General features: G+C 56.5%; 16 protein-coding genes. 15 read left to right on the top strand and 1 reads right to left on the bottom strand.

The window, feature by feature from the left end:
* Positions 1 to 36: 36 nt before the first annotated feature.
* The 11 genes from SIK97_RS21355 (at position 37) to ptsG (ending at position 10,607) form a co-directional block, all read left to right on the top strand.
* Positions 37 to 990, top strand: a complete 954-nt coding sequence (locus SIK97_RS21355) for a beta-ketoacyl-ACP synthase III (RefSeq protein ID WP_004131395.1) — start codon at positions 37 to 39, stop codon at positions 988 to 990.
* A 15-nt stretch (positions 991 to 1,005) separates the two neighbouring features.
* Positions 1,006 to 1,935, top strand: a complete 930-nt coding sequence (gene fabD, locus SIK97_RS21350; protein ID WP_025106909.1) for an ACP S-malonyltransferase — start codon at positions 1,006 to 1,008, stop codon at positions 1,933 to 1,935.
* Positions 1,936 to 1,947: 12 nt separating this feature from the next.
* Positions 1,948 to 2,682 carry a 3-oxoacyl-ACP reductase FabG gene (gene fabG, locus SIK97_RS21345; protein WP_004131399.1) on the top strand — a complete coding sequence of 245 codons (735 nt, stop codon included), beginning with the start codon at positions 1,948 to 1,950 and terminating at the stop codon, positions 2,680 to 2,682.
* Between the two features lie 210 nt (positions 2,683 to 2,892).
* Positions 2,893 to 3,129 carry an acyl carrier protein gene (gene acpP / locus SIK97_RS21340; RefSeq protein ID WP_000103754.1) on the top strand — a complete coding sequence of 79 codons (237 nt, stop codon included), beginning with the start codon at positions 2,893 to 2,895 and terminating at the stop codon, positions 3,127 to 3,129.
* An 89-nt stretch (positions 3,130 to 3,218) separates the two neighbouring features.
* Positions 3,219 to 4,460: a beta-ketoacyl-ACP synthase II gene (fabF, locus tag SIK97_RS21335; protein WP_004849908.1), complete on the top strand. Its 1,242-nt coding sequence runs from the start codon at positions 3,219 to 3,221 to the stop codon at positions 4,458 to 4,460.
* Between the two features lie 145 nt (positions 4,461 to 4,605).
* Positions 4,606 to 5,415 carry an aminodeoxychorismate lyase gene (pabC, locus tag SIK97_RS21330; RefSeq protein ID WP_032749600.1) on the top strand — a complete coding sequence of 270 codons (810 nt, stop codon included), beginning with the start codon at positions 4,606 to 4,608 and terminating at the stop codon, positions 5,413 to 5,415.
* A 2-nt stretch (positions 5,416 to 5,417) separates the two neighbouring features.
* Complete coding sequence (gene yceG, locus SIK97_RS21325; RefSeq protein ID WP_004849912.1) at positions 5,418 to 6,440, top strand: cell division protein YceG; 1,023 nt, start codon at positions 5,418 to 5,420, stop codon at positions 6,438 to 6,440.
* Complete coding sequence (gene tmk / locus SIK97_RS21320) at positions 6,430 to 7,071, top strand: dTMP kinase (protein WP_025106911.1); 642 nt, start codon at positions 6,430 to 6,432, stop codon at positions 7,069 to 7,071. The genes yceG and tmk overlap by 11 nt, the downstream gene beginning before the upstream one ends.
* A complete protein-coding gene (holB, locus tag SIK97_RS21315; RefSeq protein ID WP_032749598.1) occupies positions 7,068 to 8,072 on the top strand; it encodes a DNA polymerase III subunit delta' in 1,005 nt (334 codons plus the stop codon). Before tmk ends, holB begins: the two co-directional genes overlap by 4 nt.
* A gap of 10 nt (positions 8,073 to 8,082) precedes the next feature.
* Positions 8,083 to 8,877, top strand: a complete 795-nt coding sequence (locus SIK97_RS21310; RefSeq protein ID WP_032749596.1) for a metal-dependent hydrolase — start codon at positions 8,083 to 8,085, stop codon at positions 8,875 to 8,877.
* A 296-nt stretch (positions 8,878 to 9,173) separates the two neighbouring features.
* The gene (gene ptsG / locus SIK97_RS21305) at positions 9,174 to 10,607 is read left to right on the top strand and encodes a PTS glucose transporter subunit IIBC (protein WP_014228844.1); all 1,434 of its coding nucleotides are present in this window, start codon (positions 9,174 to 9,176) and stop codon (positions 10,605 to 10,607) included.
* Positions 10,608 to 10,706: 99 nt separating this feature from the next.
* Here the strand turns inward: ptsG and fhuE are convergent, their stop codons facing one another.
* A complete protein-coding gene (fhuE, locus tag SIK97_RS21300) occupies positions 10,707 to 12,890 on the bottom strand; it encodes a ferric-rhodotorulic acid/ferric-coprogen receptor FhuE (RefSeq protein WP_057173146.1) in 2,184 nt (727 codons plus the stop codon).
* Positions 12,891 to 13,243: 353 nt separating this feature from the next.
* Between fhuE and hinT the strand changes: the two genes are divergently transcribed.
* The 4 genes from hinT to thiK are packed head-to-tail and all read left to right on the top strand — an operon-like array spanning position 13,244 to position 15,427.
* A complete protein-coding gene (gene hinT, locus SIK97_RS21295) occupies positions 13,244 to 13,600 on the top strand; it encodes a purine nucleoside phosphoramidase (protein WP_004849924.1) in 357 nt (118 codons plus the stop codon).
* A gap of 5 nt (positions 13,601 to 13,605) precedes the next feature.
* The gene (locus tag SIK97_RS21290) at positions 13,606 to 13,980 is read left to right on the top strand and encodes a YcfL family protein (protein WP_014228846.1); all 375 of its coding nucleotides are present in this window, start codon (positions 13,606 to 13,608) and stop codon (positions 13,978 to 13,980) included.
* A 12-nt stretch (positions 13,981 to 13,992) separates the two neighbouring features.
* Positions 13,993 to 14,628, top strand: coding sequence for a penicillin-binding protein activator LpoB (gene lpoB, locus SIK97_RS21285; protein ID WP_014228847.1), 636 nt, complete (start codon positions 13,993 to 13,995; stop codon positions 14,626 to 14,628).
* A complete protein-coding gene (thiK, locus tag SIK97_RS21280; RefSeq protein ID WP_032749593.1) occupies positions 14,609 to 15,427 on the top strand; it encodes a thiamine kinase in 819 nt (272 codons plus the stop codon). Before lpoB ends, thiK begins: the two co-directional genes overlap by 20 nt.
* Positions 15,428 to 15,435: the final 8 nt, after the last annotated feature.

The raw sequence follows: 15,435 nt of genomic DNA, 5'->3' as shown, positions 1-15,435 counted from the left end.
TAACCCGGTATATTACCCAAGAGTGACTGAGCGTACATGTATACGAAGATTATTGGTACCGGCAGCTATCTGCCTGAGCACGTGCGTACGAACGCTGAACTGGAAAATATGGTCGATACGTCTGACGAGTGGATTGTTACTCGTACCGGTATCCGCGAGCGTCGTATTGCCGCACCGAATGAAACAGTTGCTACGATGGGCCTTGAAGCCGCTAAGAATGCGCTGGACATGGCGGGCGTCAAGCCGGAGCAAATTGGTCTGATTATTGTTGCGACCACCTCCGGTACCCATGCGTTTCCTAGCTCGGCTTGCCAGATTCAATCAATGTTGGGTATTAAAGGCTGCCCGGCGTTTGACGTCGCTGCGGCCTGCGCGGGGTTCACCTACGCGCTCAGCGTTGCCGATCAATACGTGAAAAACGGTGCGGTGGATTACGCGCTGGTGATCGGCGCTGACGTGCTGGCGCGCACCTGCGATCCTGCCGATCGCGGAACCATTATTATTTTTGGCGATGGCGCCGGTGCCGTGGTGCTGGGCGCTTCTGAAGAGCCGGGCATCATCTCCACCCATCTGCACGCAGATGGCAGCTACGGCGAGCTGCTGACGCTGCCGAACGCCGATCGCGTCGAACCGGAAAACCCCATCTATCTGACGATGGCGGGTAATGAAGTCTTTAAGGTGGCGGTAACCGAGCTGGCGCACATCGTGGACGAGACTTTAGCTGCGAACAACCTCGAGCGCTCTGCGCTTGACTGGCTGGTGCCGCATCAGGCCAACCTGCGTATTATCAGCGCCACGGCGAAGAAGCTGGGCATGTCGATGGACAACGTGGTCGTCACGCTCGACAGACACGGCAATACGTCGGCGGCATCTGTTCCCTGTGCGCTGGATGAAGCCGTTCGCGATGGCCGCATTCAACGTGGTCAGCTTATTCTGCTGGAAGCCTTCGGTGGTGGTTTCACCTGGGGTTCCGCGCTGGTTCGTTTTTAGGATAAGGATTTAAACATGACGCAATTTGCTTTTGTGTTCCCGGGACAGGGCTCTCAGAGTGTCGGGATGCTGTCAGACATGGCGGCCGCTTACCCGGTCATTGAAGAGACGTTCCGTGAAGCCTCTGCGGCGTTGGGTTACGATCTGTGGGCGCTTGCACAGCAGGGCCCGGCGGAAGAGTTGAACAAAACCTGGCAGACGCAGCCGGCTCTGCTAACCGCCTCCGTAGCGCTGTATCGCGTCTGGCAGCAGCAGGGCGGTAAAGCGCCCGCTTTGCTGGCGGGCCACAGCCTCGGCGAATACTCTGCGCTGGTATGCGCAGGCGTTATCGATTTTGCTGATGCCGTCCGCCTGGTTGAGATGCGCGGCAGGTTTATGCAGGAAGCGGTACCGGAAGGTACCGGTGCGATGTCCGCGATCATCGGGCTTGACGACGCTGCGATTGCCAAAGCCTGCGAAGAATCTGCTGAAGGGCAGGTGGTTTCTCCGGTAAACTTTAACTCGCCAGGACAGGTGGTTATTGCGGGTAACAAAGAGGCCGTCGAGCGCGCGGGAGCCGCCTGTAAGGCTGCGGGTGCGAAACGTGCCCTGCCGCTGCCGGTCAGCGTACCGTCCCACTGCGCGCTGATGAAGCCGGCGGCGGAAAAACTGGCGGTTGAGCTGCAGAAAATCACCTTTAACGCGCCGACGATTGCGGTGGTAAACAACGTCGACGTGAAAAGTGAAACGGCGCCTGATGCTATCCGTGATGCCCTGGTTCGCCAGCTGTATAGTCCGGTTCAGTGGACCAAAACCGTTGAGTTTATGGCATCACAGGGCGTAGAGCATCTGTATGAAGTTGGTCCGGGTAAAGTCCTCACCGGTCTGACTAAACGTATTGTTGACACCCTGACCGCTTCCGCGCTTAACGAGCCGGCGGCGATGTCTGCGGCGCTTGAGCAATAAAAGAGGAAAACCATGAGTTTTGAAGGAAAAATCGCGCTGGTTACCGGTGCAAGTCGCGGGATTGGCCGCGCAATCGCTGAAACGCTCGTTGCCCGTGGCGCGAAAGTTATCGGTACTGCGACCAGCGAGAGCGGCGCGCAGGCGATCAGCGATTATTTAGGTGCTAACGGTAAAGGTCTGCTGCTGAATGTGACCGATCCTGCATCTATCGAATCTGTTCTGGGAAATATTCGCGCAGAATTTGGTGAAGTTGATATCCTGGTGAACAATGCCGGGATTACTCGTGATAACCTGTTAATGCGCATGAAAGATGATGAGTGGAACGATATTATCGAAACCAACCTGTCATCTGTTTTCCGTCTGTCAAAAGCGGTAATGCGCGCTATGATGAAAAAGCGTCATGGACGTATTATCACTATCGGTTCTGTGGTTGGTACCATGGGAAATGCGGGTCAGGCCAACTACGCTGCGGCGAAAGCGGGTCTGATTGGCTTCAGTAAATCACTGGCTCGCGAAGTTGCGTCCCGCGGTATTACTGTAAACGTTGTTGCTCCGGGCTTTATTGAAACGGACATGACGCGTGCGCTGACCGATGAGCAGCGTGCGGGTACGCTGGCGGCAGTTCCTGCGGGGCGCTTAGGCTCTCCAAATGAAATCGCCAGCGCGGTGGCATTTTTAGCCTCTGACGAAGCGAGTTACATCACCGGTGAAACTCTGCACGTCAACGGCGGAATGTATATGGTCTGACCGAGATTTGTGCAAAACGCTCAGGAACCGCGCAGTCTGTGCGGTTCACCGTAATGTTTTGTACAAAATGATTTGCGTTATGAGGGCAAACAGCCGCAAAATAGCGTAAAATCGTGGTAAGACCTGCCGGGATTTAGTTGCAAATTTTTCAACATTTTATACACTACGAAAACCATCGCGAAAGCGAGTTTTGATAGGAAATTTAAGAGTATGAGCACTATCGAAGAACGCGTTAAGAAAATTATCGGCGAACAGCTGGGCGTTAAGCAGGAAGAAGTTACCAACAATGCTTCCTTCGTTGAAGACCTGGGCGCTGATTCTCTTGACACCGTTGAGCTGGTAATGGCTCTGGAAGAAGAGTTTGATACTGAGATTCCGGACGAAGAAGCTGAGAAAATCACTACTGTTCAGGCTGCCATTGATTACATCAACGGCCACCAGGCGTAAGTGAACATCTCCAGGCGGTCATTCGACCGCCTGAGTTTTATCTATATTTTGTCCCACAAGAATCTATTTTCCCTCCCTGGAGGACAACCGTGTCTAAGCGTCGTGTAGTTGTGACCGGACTGGGCATGTTGTCTCCTGTCGGCAATACCGTAGAGTCTACCTGGAAAGCTCTCCTTGCCGGTCAGAGTGGCATCAGCCTGATCGACCATTTCGATACTAGCGCCTATGCAACGAAATTTGCTGGCTTAGTAAAGGATTTTAACTGTGATGACTTCATCTCGCGCAAAGAACAGCGCAAGATGGACGCCTTCATTCAATATGGAATTGTCGCTGGCATTCAGGCCATGCAGGATTCTGGCCTTGAAGTGACGGAAGAGAATGCTACCCGCATCGGTGCCGCTATTGGTTCCGGTATTGGCGGGCTTGGCCTGATCGAAGAAAACCACAGTTCGCTGGTAAAAGGCGGACCGCGTAAGATCAGCCCGTTCTTTGTTCCTTCCACAATCGTTAACATGGTGGCCGGGCATCTGACCATCATGTTTGGTCTGCGTGGACCAAGCATTTCCATCGCAACCGCCTGCACGTCTGGCGTACACAACATTGGTCACGCCGCGCGCGTTATCGCCTATGGCGATGCTGACGCAATGGTCGCCGGTGGTGCGGAAAAAGCCAGTACCCCGCTGGGCGTAGGCGGCTTTGGTGCAGCGCGCGCGCTGTCCACGCGCAATGACAACCCGCAGGCGGCAAGCCGTCCATGGGATAAAGAGCGTGACGGTTTCGTGCTCGGCGACGGTGCCGGCATGGTCGTGCTGGAAGAGTATGAGCACGCGAAAAAACGCGGCGCGAAAATCTATGCGGAAATCGTCGGCTTTGGTATGAGCAGCGATGCCTACCATATGACTTCGCCACCGGAAGATGGTGCTGGAGCCGCGCTGGCGATGGTGAACGCCATTCGTGATGCTGGCATTGAAGCTAGCCAGATTGGCTACGTCAACGCCCACGGCACCTCTACGCCGGCAGGCGATAAAGCAGAAGCGCAGGCGGTGAAATCTGTCTTCGGTGACGCTGCCAGCCGCGTCATGGTCAGCTCGACTAAGTCAATGACCGGCCACCTGCTGGGCGCCGCGGGCGCAGTAGAGTCTATCTACTCCATCCTCGCGCTGCGCGATCGGGCGGTTCCGCCAACCATCAACCTGGATAACCCGGATGACGGTTGCGATCTGGACTTCGTTCCGCACGAAGCGCGTCAGGTTAGCGATCTGGAGTATACCCTGTGTAACTCCTTCGGCTTCGGCGGCACTAACGGCTCGCTAATCTTTAAAAGGGTGTGATGCGCGCCTGACGCCACGTCTTTGCTGACGTCAATGCTCATCGAAAAACTGGCCCGCTCGTCGGGCCTTTTTTTATTCAGTTTTCTCCGCTTGTTCAATGTATCTCCTCCTGCGAAACTAACCGGCCAGCGATAAGGAGACTTTTATGTATTTGATAAATGGCGCTGAAAGTGAAACGCTTGCGGTGAACGATCGCAGCGTTCAGTTCGGCGATGGCTGCTTTACCACGGCGCGCATCGTCAGAGGCCGGGTTCAGCTGCTGTCAGCCCATCTGGCCCGCCTGCAGAAGGCCTGTGAACAGCTCTTTATCCCCTACGACGACTGGGCGCTATTAGCGCAGGAGATGGCGCATCTGGCACAGCCCCATCAGGATGGCGTGCTGAAGGTCATCATCACGCGCGGGGCGGGGGGGCGCGGATACAGCGCTGCCGGCTGCGTGAATCCCGTGAGAATCCTCAGCGTATCGCCCTGGCCGGAGCACTATCTTCGCTGGCGCGAGGAGGGGATCTCTGTGACGTTGAGCCCTGTCAGGCTGGGACGCAATCCCTCGCTCGCCGGCCTCAAACACCTTAATCGGCTGGAGCAGGTGCTGATTCGTTCTCATCTTGAGCAGACGGACGCCGATGAAGCGCTGGTCCTTGACAGCGACGGGTGGCTTACGGAATGCTGTGCCGCGAACTTATTCTGGCGTAAAGGATGCGACGTCTTTACCCCGCGCCTCGATCAGGCGGGGGTCAACGGTATTATGCGCCAGTACATTCTCGCTAGGCTGGCACCATCGCCGTTTCGCGTTGTCGAAGCCACCATGCGCCCAGAGGCGTTACGCGAAGCCGACGAGGTCCTTGTCTGTAACGCATTAATGCCGCTGGTGCCTGTTCGCCGCTGGAACGATAAACGTTGGTCCACGCGCGAGCTTTATCATTTTTTAGCCCCCTTGTGTGAGCTGTCTGATTAGCCATGAAGAAAATGTTACGTTTCATTCTGCTGTTGGTGGTGGTGCTGGGCATCGCCGCGGGCATCGGTATGTGGAAAGTTCGCCAGCTGGCGGACAGTAAGTTACTGATTAAAGAAGAGACCATCTTTACCCTTGAGGCCGGAACGGGGCGCCTGGCGCTTGGGCAACAGCTGTATAGCGATAAAGTCATTAACCGCCCTCGGGTGTTCCAGTGGCTGCTGCGCATCAAGCCTGAGCTGTCCCACTTTAAAGCCGGGACCTATCGCTTCACGCCTGATATGACGGTACGCCAGATGCTGCAGCTGCTCGCCAGCGGTAAAGAGGCGCAGTTTCCGCTGCGCTTCGTTGAAGGTATGCGGGTGAGTGACTACCTGCGTCAGCTGCGCGATGCGCCTTACGTCAAGCATACGCTGGCGGATGACAGCTATGAAACCGTGGCGAAGGCCCTTGAACTGGAACATCCCGATTGGGTCGAAGGCTGGTTCTGGCCGGATACCTGGATGTATACCGCCAATACCAGCGATGTGGCGATCCTTAAGCGCGCGCATCAGAAGATGGTTGCCGCGGTCGATAAAGCCTGGGAAGGGCGGATGGAGAATCTGCCGTATCATGATAAGAATCAGCTGCTGACGATGGCCTCTATCATTGAAAAAGAGACGGCGCTGCCGGAAGAGCGCGACCGCGTCGCATCGGTATTTATTAATCGTTTACGTATCGGCATGCGTCTGCAAACCGATCCCACCGTGATTTACGGGATGGGGGAGAGTTATAATGGCAAATTGACGCGTAAAGACCTGGAAACGCCGACCGCTTACAATACCTATGCCATTAACGGTATGCCGCCCGGACCCATTGCCGCACCGGGCGAGGCCTCGCTGAACGCCGCCGCGCATCCGGCGAAAACGCCGTATCTTTATTTTGTCGCGGACGGTAAGGGCGGGCATACGTTTAACACCAACCTGGCCAGCCATAACCGCTCGGTTCAGGATTATTTGAAAGTACTTAAGGAAAAAAATGCGCAGTAACTATATCGTCATCGAGGGCCTGGAGGGCGCAGGGAAAACCACCGCGCGTGAATGTGTGGTAGAGACGCTAAAACAGCTGGGCGTTAGCGATATGGTGTTTACCCGCGAACCGGGCGGCACCATTCTGGCCGAGAAGCTGCGCAGCCTGGTGCTGGATATTCAGTCCACCGGCGATGAAGTGATTAATGATAAAGCGGAAGTGCTGATGTTTTACGCGGCGCGCGTACAGCTGGTAGAGACGGTGATTAAACCCGCTCTGGCGCGCGGTCAATGGGTCATTGGCGATCGTCACGATCTCTCTACCCAGGCCTATCAGGGCGGCGGTCGCGGTATCGACCAGACGATGCTGGCGACCCTGCGTGACGCGGTACTGGGAGACTTTCGTCCCCATCTGACGCTTTATCTTGATGTGACTCCGGAGGTGGGCCTGAAGCGCGCCCGCGCCCGCGGCGAACTTGACCGAATTGAGCAGGAGTCGCTGGATTTCTTTAATCGAACTCGTGCGCGCTACCTTGAACTGGCGGCGCAGGATCCCACCATCCGCACCGTTGACGCCACCCAGCCGCTGGAGGCCGTCGAGCGCGACATCCGTGCGGTGGTGAATCGGTGGGTTGCGGAGCAACTCCCATGAAATGGTATCCGTGGTTACGCCCGCCCTTTGAACAGCTGGTTGCCAGCTATCAGGCGGGACGGGGCCACCATGCGCTGATGGTCCAGGCGCTGCCGGGCATGGGCAGCGATGCGCTGATTTACGCGCTTTGTCGCTTTCTGATGTGCCGCCAGCCGGAAGGGCATAAAAGCTGCGGTCATTGCCACAGCTGTCAGCTGATGCAGGCCGGTACCCATCCTGATTATTATGCGTTGGCCCCGGAAAAGGGGAAGAGCTCGCTCGGGATCGATGCCGTGCGCGAGGTGAGCGAAAAGCTTTATGAGCACGCCCGGCTTGGCGGCGCGAAGGTGGTGTGGATAGGCGATGCCGCTATGCTGACGGATGCGGCGGCAAACGCGCTGCTTAAAACGCTGGAGGAGCCGCCGGAGAATACCTGGTTCTTCCTGGCCTGTCAGGAGCCAGCGCGCCTGCTGGCAACGCTGCGCAGCCGCTGTCGTTTGTATCACCTTGCTCCGCCTACAGAACGCTACGCGCTGGCGTGGTTAGAGCGTGAAGTGACGATGTCACAAGACGCGCTGCTCGCGGCGCTGCGGCTGAGCGCCAACGCGCCAGCGGCAGCGCTGGATCTGCTGCAGGATACTCACTGGGCACCGCGCCAGCAGCTTTGTCAGATCCTGGGTAATATTTTAACTCACGGCGACTGGCTGACGCTGTTGCCGATTTTGAACCATGAACAGGCTGCGATTCGCCTGCACTGGCTGGCATCGCTGCTGGTCGATGCGCAAAAAAGGCAGCAGGGGATTACGCTTATCAGCAATCCGGACGCCTGGCCACTGGTCAATCAGCTGGCCGCTGCGCTGCCGGCGGCGCGCCTGCAGGCGATTGCGCGTGACGTCAGCGCCTGCCGCGAACAGCTGTTGAGCGTTGTCGGCATTAATCGCGAACTGCTGCTAACCGAGCGCCTTCTGCGCTGGGAACATTACCTGCAACCCGGGGCGGTTCTTCCCGTATCCCACCTCTGAGAGAGACATCATGTTTTTAGTCGACTCCCATTGCCATCTCGATGGCCTGGATTATCAAACGCTGCATAAAGATGTGGACGATGTACTGGCAAAGGCTTCCGCGCGCGATGTGAAATTTTGCCTGGCGGTGGCGACGACGCTGCCGGGATACCGCGGTATGCGCGAGCTGGTGGGGCAGCGTCACGACGTCGTTTTTTCCTGCGGCGTCCATCCGTTAAACCAGGATGAAGAGTATGACGTTGAAGAGCTGCGCAAACTCGCAGCAGAGAACGGCGTCGTCGCGATGGGCGAGACCGGGCTCGATTATTTCTACACGCCGGAAACAAAAGCGCGTCAGCAGGCGTCGTTTCGCGATCATATCCGTATAGGCCGGGAGCTGAATAAGCCGGTTATTGTTCACACCCGCGATGCCCGCGCCGATACGCTGGAAATTTTACGCGAAGAAAAAGTGACGGATTGCGGTGGCGTACTACACTGTTTCACTGAGGATAGGGAGACAGCGGGTAAGCTGCTGGATATGGGGTTCTATATCTCGTTTTCCGGCATTGTGACGTTCCGTAATGCGGAGCAGCTTCGCGATGCTGCGCGCTATGTACCTCTCGATCGCCTGCTGGTGGAGACCGATTCGCCGTATCTGGCGCCGGTACCGCATCGCGGCAAAGAGAACCAGCCGGCAATGGTCAGGGACGTCGCCGAGTATATGGCGGTCCTCAAGGGCGTATCGCTGGAGCAACTGGCACAACAGACGACTGAAAATTTCGCGACGCTTTTTCATATTGACCCCTCCCGGCTGCAACCTCTCTGATATTGCTTATTATTTTAAGGCTCGTAATTAATAGCTAAAGCGAGTAAAGTTCACCGCCACAAATGGGGCGGTGAAGGTTTTTTGGCAACATTCAGACACGAGTATGTAAATCAATGTCAGTTTTTAATGGGTGTCTGATTGAAACGTGATAGCCGTCAAACAATCATCCCGGTAATTATTTTACTCTGTGTAATAAATAAAGGGCGCTTAGATGTCCTGTCCACGGCGCGGTTCTCCCCCCGGGCCAATGCGTGAAAACGTAAAAAAGCACCAAATACTCAGGAGCACTCTCAATTATGTTTAAGAATGCATTTGCTAACCTGCAGAAGGTCGGTAAATCGCTGATGCTGCCGGTATCCGTACTGCCTATCGCAGGTATCCTGCTGGGCGTCGGTTCCGCAAACTTCAGCTGGCTGCCAGCCGTAGTTTCCCACGTCATGGCGGAAGCGGGCGGTTCGGTCTTCGCTAACATGCCGCTGATTTTTGCTATCGGTGTCGCACTTGGCTTCACCAATAACGACGGCGTATCCGCTCTGGCATCGGTCGTCGCTTACGGCATCATGGTGAAAACCATGGCCGTGGTTGCACCTCTGGTTCTGCATTTACCTGCTGAAGAGATTGCGGCTAAACACCTGGCGGATACCGGCGTCCTCGGCGGTATCATCTCCGGTGCCATCGCAGCCTACATGTTCAACCGCTTCTATCGCATTAAGCTGCCTGAGTATCTGGGCTTCTTTGCGGGCAAGCGTTTTGTGCCAATTATCTCCGGCCTGGCAGCGATCTTCACTGGCGTGATCCTGTCCTTTATCTGGCCACCGATCGGTACCGCAATCCAGACTTTCTCCCAGTGGGCCGCTTACCAGAACCCGGTTGTCGCGTTCGGTATCTACGGTTTCATTGAGCGCTGCCTGGTGCCGTTTGGTCTGCACCACATCTGGAACGTTCCTTTCCAGATGCAGATTGGTGAATACACCAACGCAGCAGGTCAGGTCTTCCACGGTGATATTCCTCGCTATATGGCAGGCGACCCGACTGCGGGCAAACTGTCCGGCGGCTTCCTGTTCAAAATGTACGGTCTGCCGGCCGCCGCTATCGCTATCTGGCACTCTGCTAAACCAGAAAACCGCGCGAAAGTGGGCGGTATCATGATCTCCGCAGCGCTGACCTCGTTCCTGACCGGTATTACCGAGCCGATCGAGTTCTCGTTCATGTTCGTTGCGCCGATCCTGTACATCATCCACGCGATTCTGGCAGGTCTGGCCTTCCCGATCTGTATCCTGCTGGGTATGCGTGACGGTACGTCGTTCTCTCACGGTCTGATCGACTTCATCGTTCTGTCTGGCAACAGCAGCAAGCTGTGGCTGTTCCCGATCGTCGGTATCTGCTACGCGATTGTTTACTACGTGGTGTTCCGCGTGCTGATCAAAGCGCTGGATCTGAAAACCCCGGGTCGTGAAGACGCCACCGAAGACAGTAAAGCTGGCGCGACCAGCGAAATGGCTCCGGCTCTGATTGCCGCGTTCGGCGGTAAAGAGAACATTACTAACCTCGACGCATGTATCACTCGTCTGCGCGTGAGCGTGGCGGATGTGGCGAAAGTTGATCAGGCTGGCCTGAAAAAACTGGGTGCCGCAGGCGTGGTTGTTGCAGGTTCAGGCGTTCAGGCTATTTTCGGTACCAAATCCGATAACCTGAAAACTGAAATGGATGAATACATCCGCAACAGCTAAGTTGTGATATGGGGAGACTAAGGCAGCCTACGGGCTGCCTTTTTTAATGGCCGCAGGCGTTAAAAGCGCGCCCGCGGCTTTTGTCACGTTAAGCAGAGATCAGAACTGATAGCTGGCCGTAATGCTGACGTTGCGCGGTTCGCCGTAGACGATGGAACCATCGACGTTGGTGTCGTAGGTTTTGTCGAACAGGTTATTGACGTTACCCTGCACAGCAAAATTTTTAGTGACCTGGTAGCGAGTGAACACATCCACCAGCGCGTAGCTGCCTTGTTCCGCACGGAACGTCCCGTACGGCGTCGCGGTATCTTTATACACCCGGTTCTGCCAGTTAACGCCGCCGCCGACGGTCAGTTCAGGCATTACCGGCAGACGGTAGCGGGTGAACAGCTTGACGCTGGTACGTGGCAGGTTGGGATTCACCGCATTGCCTTCATTGTCTTCAGCGACAAAACGCGTCGCCCCAAAGGTCATCTGCCAGTTATCGGTAATCGCCCCGTTGATTTCGAACTCCACCCCTTTGCTGACGGTACCGTCGACGGTTTTATAGGCTGCTTCGCCGTTGCTGCCGGGGATTTGCCCGCCGGTCGCCTGGCCGAGGTTATCCTGCTCAATGCGGAATAGGGCGAGCGTCGTCGTTAACCGGCTGTCCATCCAGTCCGACTTCAGGCCCACTTCATAGTTGTTTCCGGTAACCGGGGTCAGGTATTTTCCGGAACTATCGCGCTTATTCTGCGGCTGGAAGACCGAGGTATAGCTGGTGTAGGCCGACCAGCTGTCGTTGATGTCGTAAACCAGCCCGGCGTACGGGGTGGTATGGTTTTTCTCCATCGTGTAGGTTAGCGTCTCGATGCTCCAGTTGTTATAGCGGACGCCAAGAATCAGATGCAGCGGGTCAAGCAGGGAAAAACGCGTCGCCGCATACAGCGACTTCATTCGCGTGGTATCGTCCTGCGCCAGGCTCTGCGGGCCCCAGCTGGTTTCCGGGAATGTCGCGCTATTGAAGCTATAGAAGCTGCCAACCTCATCGGGAAAGACGTTTGCCCACGAACTGAAATAGCGGTTGTTTTGTTTACTGTAGCTGGTGCCGATCATCAGGTTGTGCTGGCGACCAAACAGGTCGTAGCCGCCGTCGGCGAACAGGTCAACGGCGTCGACTTTACGTTTGCCGCTATTCCAGCCGGTACCGCCGACGTAATCATAGCCCGGGCCGTAGCTGCTATAGGGGCCCACCAGCATTCCGGTCGCTTTGTTGACATACGCGTCCACGTACATCATCTTGCTGTCGAACGTGATCTCAGAATGGGTGGCATTCATCGTTGCCTGCCAGGTATCGGCAAAGCGCTGTTTCAGCGTGACGAAGACCTTGTTGATCTCTTTGTCGTTATAGGCCCAGTCGGGCGCGGTGCTGTGGGCGCGATCATAGTGGTTCTTGCTGCCATCGGTATTCCAGCGAGGCAGGCCACCCCATGTCGGGCTATTCACGTCGATACGCTGATACTCGTAGCCAGCGGATAAAGCGGACGACGTACCGAGATCGGCATCAAGAATGCAGGAGAAGAACGTTTTTTCGCTGTTATAGCGATCCAGCCACGAGTCATTGTTTTGATAACCGGCGATAATGCGCGCCCGTACGCTGCCATCGTCAGTCAGCGGGCTTTGCATATCAGCAACGTAGCGCTGCTTATTCCAGCTGCCGTACTCCGCAGAGACGTTTCCCTTGAACTCCCGACTGGTCGCGTGCTTGCGGATCATATTGACCGACGCGGCAGGGTTGCCGGTACCGGTCAGCAAGCCGTTGGCGCCGCGTACGACCTCAACCCGTTCGAAGAGAGCCATATCGGAAAGCGCGTCGCCCAGATTCCAGCGAGATTCAAACCAGGTCGGAATGCCATCGACCATATAATTGTCGATCTCAAAACCGCGGGAATAATAGCTGGTGCGGTCTGAGTCCGCCTGGCTGCTGCTGATCCCCATGGTATGGTCCATGACGTCGCCCAGCGTTTGCAGCTGCTGATCCTGCATCCGCTGTTCGGTAATGATACTGATCGATTGCGGGATATCGCGCTGGGCCATCTCCATTTTAGTCCCGGCTGAGGTGGTTCTGACGCTGTAGTCCTGCTCTTGTGTCTCCGAGGCGCTATCTGCGGAACCTTCTACAATAATAGTGTCTTCGGACGTGCCGGCTGCCTGACTGAGGTTGGGAAAGATCGCCAGCGCGATACCCATAGCAAGCAGGGACGGCGCGTTACGCCCATCCCGAAAGTTGGTGGAGAGAGACATCATAAGCCCTTGATCGTGTGATTGTTGTTATTTGCTGCGGCGCGATGGCCGCGGTAGATCGTCAGTGCACTGCATTTGCTTTGAATGCAAATGAGAAATATACGCATTAATATTTAATGTGTAAACAAGCGGGAAAACGGCTGTACCCGGGTCTTGTTGACCGGTACCGGGGGGCATACAGCGAAGAAACGCTTAATCCGTCAGCAGCTAAGCGCTTGGTCGCGTAAGAAAAAACGCATTCAGGTTGAAAGAGAGGGAGTAACTCGCTCATACTCTTAGGGGAATCCTGTGCATCCGCGTTTACCTGCAGAGGCAGGCCAGAGCACGGTATAAAAATTATTAAGGAATCAGTCATGGCAGAAGAAACGATTTTCAGCAAAATCATTCGCCGGGAGATCCCGTCGGATGTGGTTTATCAGGATGAGCTCGTGACCGCTTTTCGCGACATCTCTCCGCAGGCGCCAACCCATATTCTGATCGTTCCCAATATCCTGATTCCCACCGTCAACGATGTGACCGCAGAGCACGAGCTTGCCCTGGGACGCATGATGACCGTCGCGGCGAAAATCGCCCGCGATGAGGGGCTTGCCGACGATGGCTATCGCCTGATCGTCAACTGCAATCGCCACGGGGGCCAGGAGGTCTACCATGTCCATATGCACCTGCTGGGCGGCCGTCCGTTAGGCCCGATGCTGGCTCATAAAGGTTAACATTCATGCGCGCAGCCCACTTCGGCGCACTTCTGGCCGTGACGTTACTGGCCGGGTGCAGTTCGCATCCGGAAATTCCGGTCAGCGATCAGCAAAGTCTGGTGATGGAATCAAACGTACTGGCAGCGGGCATCAGCGCTGAAGTACCGACGGTGACCGCATCCGAGATTCAGGCGACGGCGACCACCCGATTGTTCAATGAACGCCAGGTACCGGTGACCGTGCATTATCGCTTTTTCTGGTATGACGCCAGAGGGCTGGAAATGCATCCGCTGGAGTCCGCGCGCAGCATAACGGTGCCTGCGCACTCTTCCGTTACGCTTTATGGCAGCGCCAATATTCTGGGGGCGCACAAGGCCCGTCTTTATCTTTATCTGTAAGAGGTAATCGTAATGATTAAACTATGTCGCTATGCATTAGTTACCGCACTGGCGATATTCCTTGCCGGATGCGTGGGTCAACGTCAGGAACCCGCTCCCGTTGAGGAAGCGCAGCCGAAGCCGCAGCAGCCCGTTCAGCCGCAGCCGACTGTGCCGACTATTCCCGTGATACCTACGCAGCCGGGTCCGATTGAACACGGCGAGCAGCCAGCGCAGCCGGCGCCGCGCGTGCGTCATTTTGACTGGAATTCCGCGGTGCAGCCGATGATAGGGCAGATGCTGCAGGCCAGCGGCGTAAATGCGGGCAGCATTTTGCTGGTCGACAGCGTCAATAACCGCACCAACGGCACGTTGAATGCGGGAGAGGCCACCACGGCGCTGCGCAACGCGCTGGAAGGCAATGGAAAATTCACCCTGGTCTCGCAGCAGCAGCTGGGCGTAGCCAAACAGCAGCTTGGCCTGTCGCCGCAGGATAGCCTTGGCAGCCGCAGTAAAGCGATGGGCATTGCGCGTACCGTTGGCGCACAGTACGTGCTCTATTCCAACGCGACCGGCAACGTTAATTCCCCTGAGCTGAAAATGCAGCTAATGCTGGTCCAGACCGGCGAAATTATCTGGTCAGGCAAAGGTGCTGTTCAGCAACAATAAGCTCACGCGCGACGAAGTGCTGTCGCGCTTTTTCCCGCGCTATACGCCTGTCGCCGCGCCGCCCCAAAACGGGCTGAGCGGCGGCAGCTGCATTCTCAGCGATGGTCGGCAAAAGTGGGTGCTGCGCCAGCCGCACGATCCGCATGCGCCGGCCTGCGACTTTCGCCGTCAATATCACGTTCTGTCACGCCTTCCCGATTCGTTAGCGCCCGCGCCGGTGTTTTATTCTCCCGCCTGGATGGTGGTGGAATATTGCTCAGGCGATGTGGTTAACGCATTACCGGAGTGTCCGGCGCTCGCAGGGTTACTGTATCATCTGCACCAGCAGCCGCGCTTTGGCTGGCGTATCGCGCTGCGGCCGCTGCTTGAGCGGTACTGGCAACAGTGCAGCCCTGCGCGGCGCACACCGCAGTGGCTACGCTGGCACAAACGGCTGCTGCGTCGCGGCGAGCCCCGGCCGCTGCGTCTCGCCCCGTTACATATGGATGTCCATGCGGGCAACATCGTTCACGGCGAGGCGGGGTTGCGGCTGATTGACTGGGAATATGCGGGCGATGGCGATGTTGCGCTGGAGCTGGCGTCGGTGTGGATCGAGCCCGCCGCGCATCGTCGGCTAGCCGCAGAATACGCGAGACGGGCGAGCATCGATGAGCTTCAGCTCTGGCGGCAAATTCAGCGCTGGCGTCCGTGGGTGCAGCTGCTGATGGCGGGCTGGTACGAGCTACGCTGGCAGCAAACCGGCGACCGGCAGTTTATTGCGCTGGCGGATGAGGTATGGCGCCAGTTAGACAAAAAGTAAAAGGATAA

The sequence above is a fragment of the Klebsiella sp. JN_Kp126 genome, assembly GCF_033843325.1.
Lineage (GTDB): Bacteria > Pseudomonadota > Gammaproteobacteria > Enterobacterales > Enterobacteriaceae > Klebsiella > Klebsiella michiganensis.
This window is presented reverse-complemented; position numbering and strand designations above follow the sequence as displayed.

Bases quoted from the DNA above. Each gene is read 5' to 3' on its own strand.
- fabD (WP_025106909.1), top strand. From the start codon at position 1,006: ATGACGCAATTTGCTTTTGTGTTCCCGGGACAGGGCTCTCAGAGTGTC.
- pabC (WP_032749600.1), top strand. From the start codon at position 4,606: ATGTATTTGATAAATGGCGCTGAAAGTGAAACGCTTGCGGTGAACGAT.
- tmk (WP_025106911.1), top strand. From the start codon at position 6,430: ATGCGCAGTAACTATATCGTCATCGAGGGCCTGGAGGGCGCAGGGAAA.
- fabG (WP_004131399.1), top strand. From the start codon at position 1,948: ATGAGTTTTGAAGGAAAAATCGCGCTGGTTACCGGTGCAAGTCGCGGG.
- ptsG (WP_014228844.1), top strand. From the start codon at position 9,174: ATGTTTAAGAATGCATTTGCTAACCTGCAGAAGGTCGGTAAATCGCTG.
- SIK97_RS21290 (WP_014228846.1), top strand. From the start codon at position 13,606: ATGCGCGCAGCCCACTTCGGCGCACTTCTGGCCGTGACGTTACTGGCC.
- holB (WP_032749598.1), top strand. From the start codon at position 7,068: ATGAAATGGTATCCGTGGTTACGCCCGCCCTTTGAACAGCTGGTTGCC.
- SIK97_RS21310 (WP_032749596.1), top strand. From the start codon at position 8,083: ATGTTTTTAGTCGACTCCCATTGCCATCTCGATGGCCTGGATTATCAA.
- acpP (WP_000103754.1), top strand. From the start codon at position 2,893: ATGAGCACTATCGAAGAACGCGTTAAGAAAATTATCGGCGAACAGCTG.
- SIK97_RS21355 (WP_004131395.1), top strand. From the start codon at position 37: ATGTATACGAAGATTATTGGTACCGGCAGCTATCTGCCTGAGCACGTG.
- yceG (WP_004849912.1), top strand. From the start codon at position 5,418: ATGAAGAAAATGTTACGTTTCATTCTGCTGTTGGTGGTGGTGCTGGGC.
- fhuE (WP_057173146.1), bottom strand. From the start codon at position 12,890: ATGTCTCTCTCCACCAACTTTCGGGATGGGCGTAACGCGCCGTCCCTG.
- hinT (WP_004849924.1), top strand. From the start codon at position 13,244: ATGGCAGAAGAAACGATTTTCAGCAAAATCATTCGCCGGGAGATCCCG.
- lpoB (WP_014228847.1), top strand. From the start codon at position 13,993: ATGATTAAACTATGTCGCTATGCATTAGTTACCGCACTGGCGATATTC.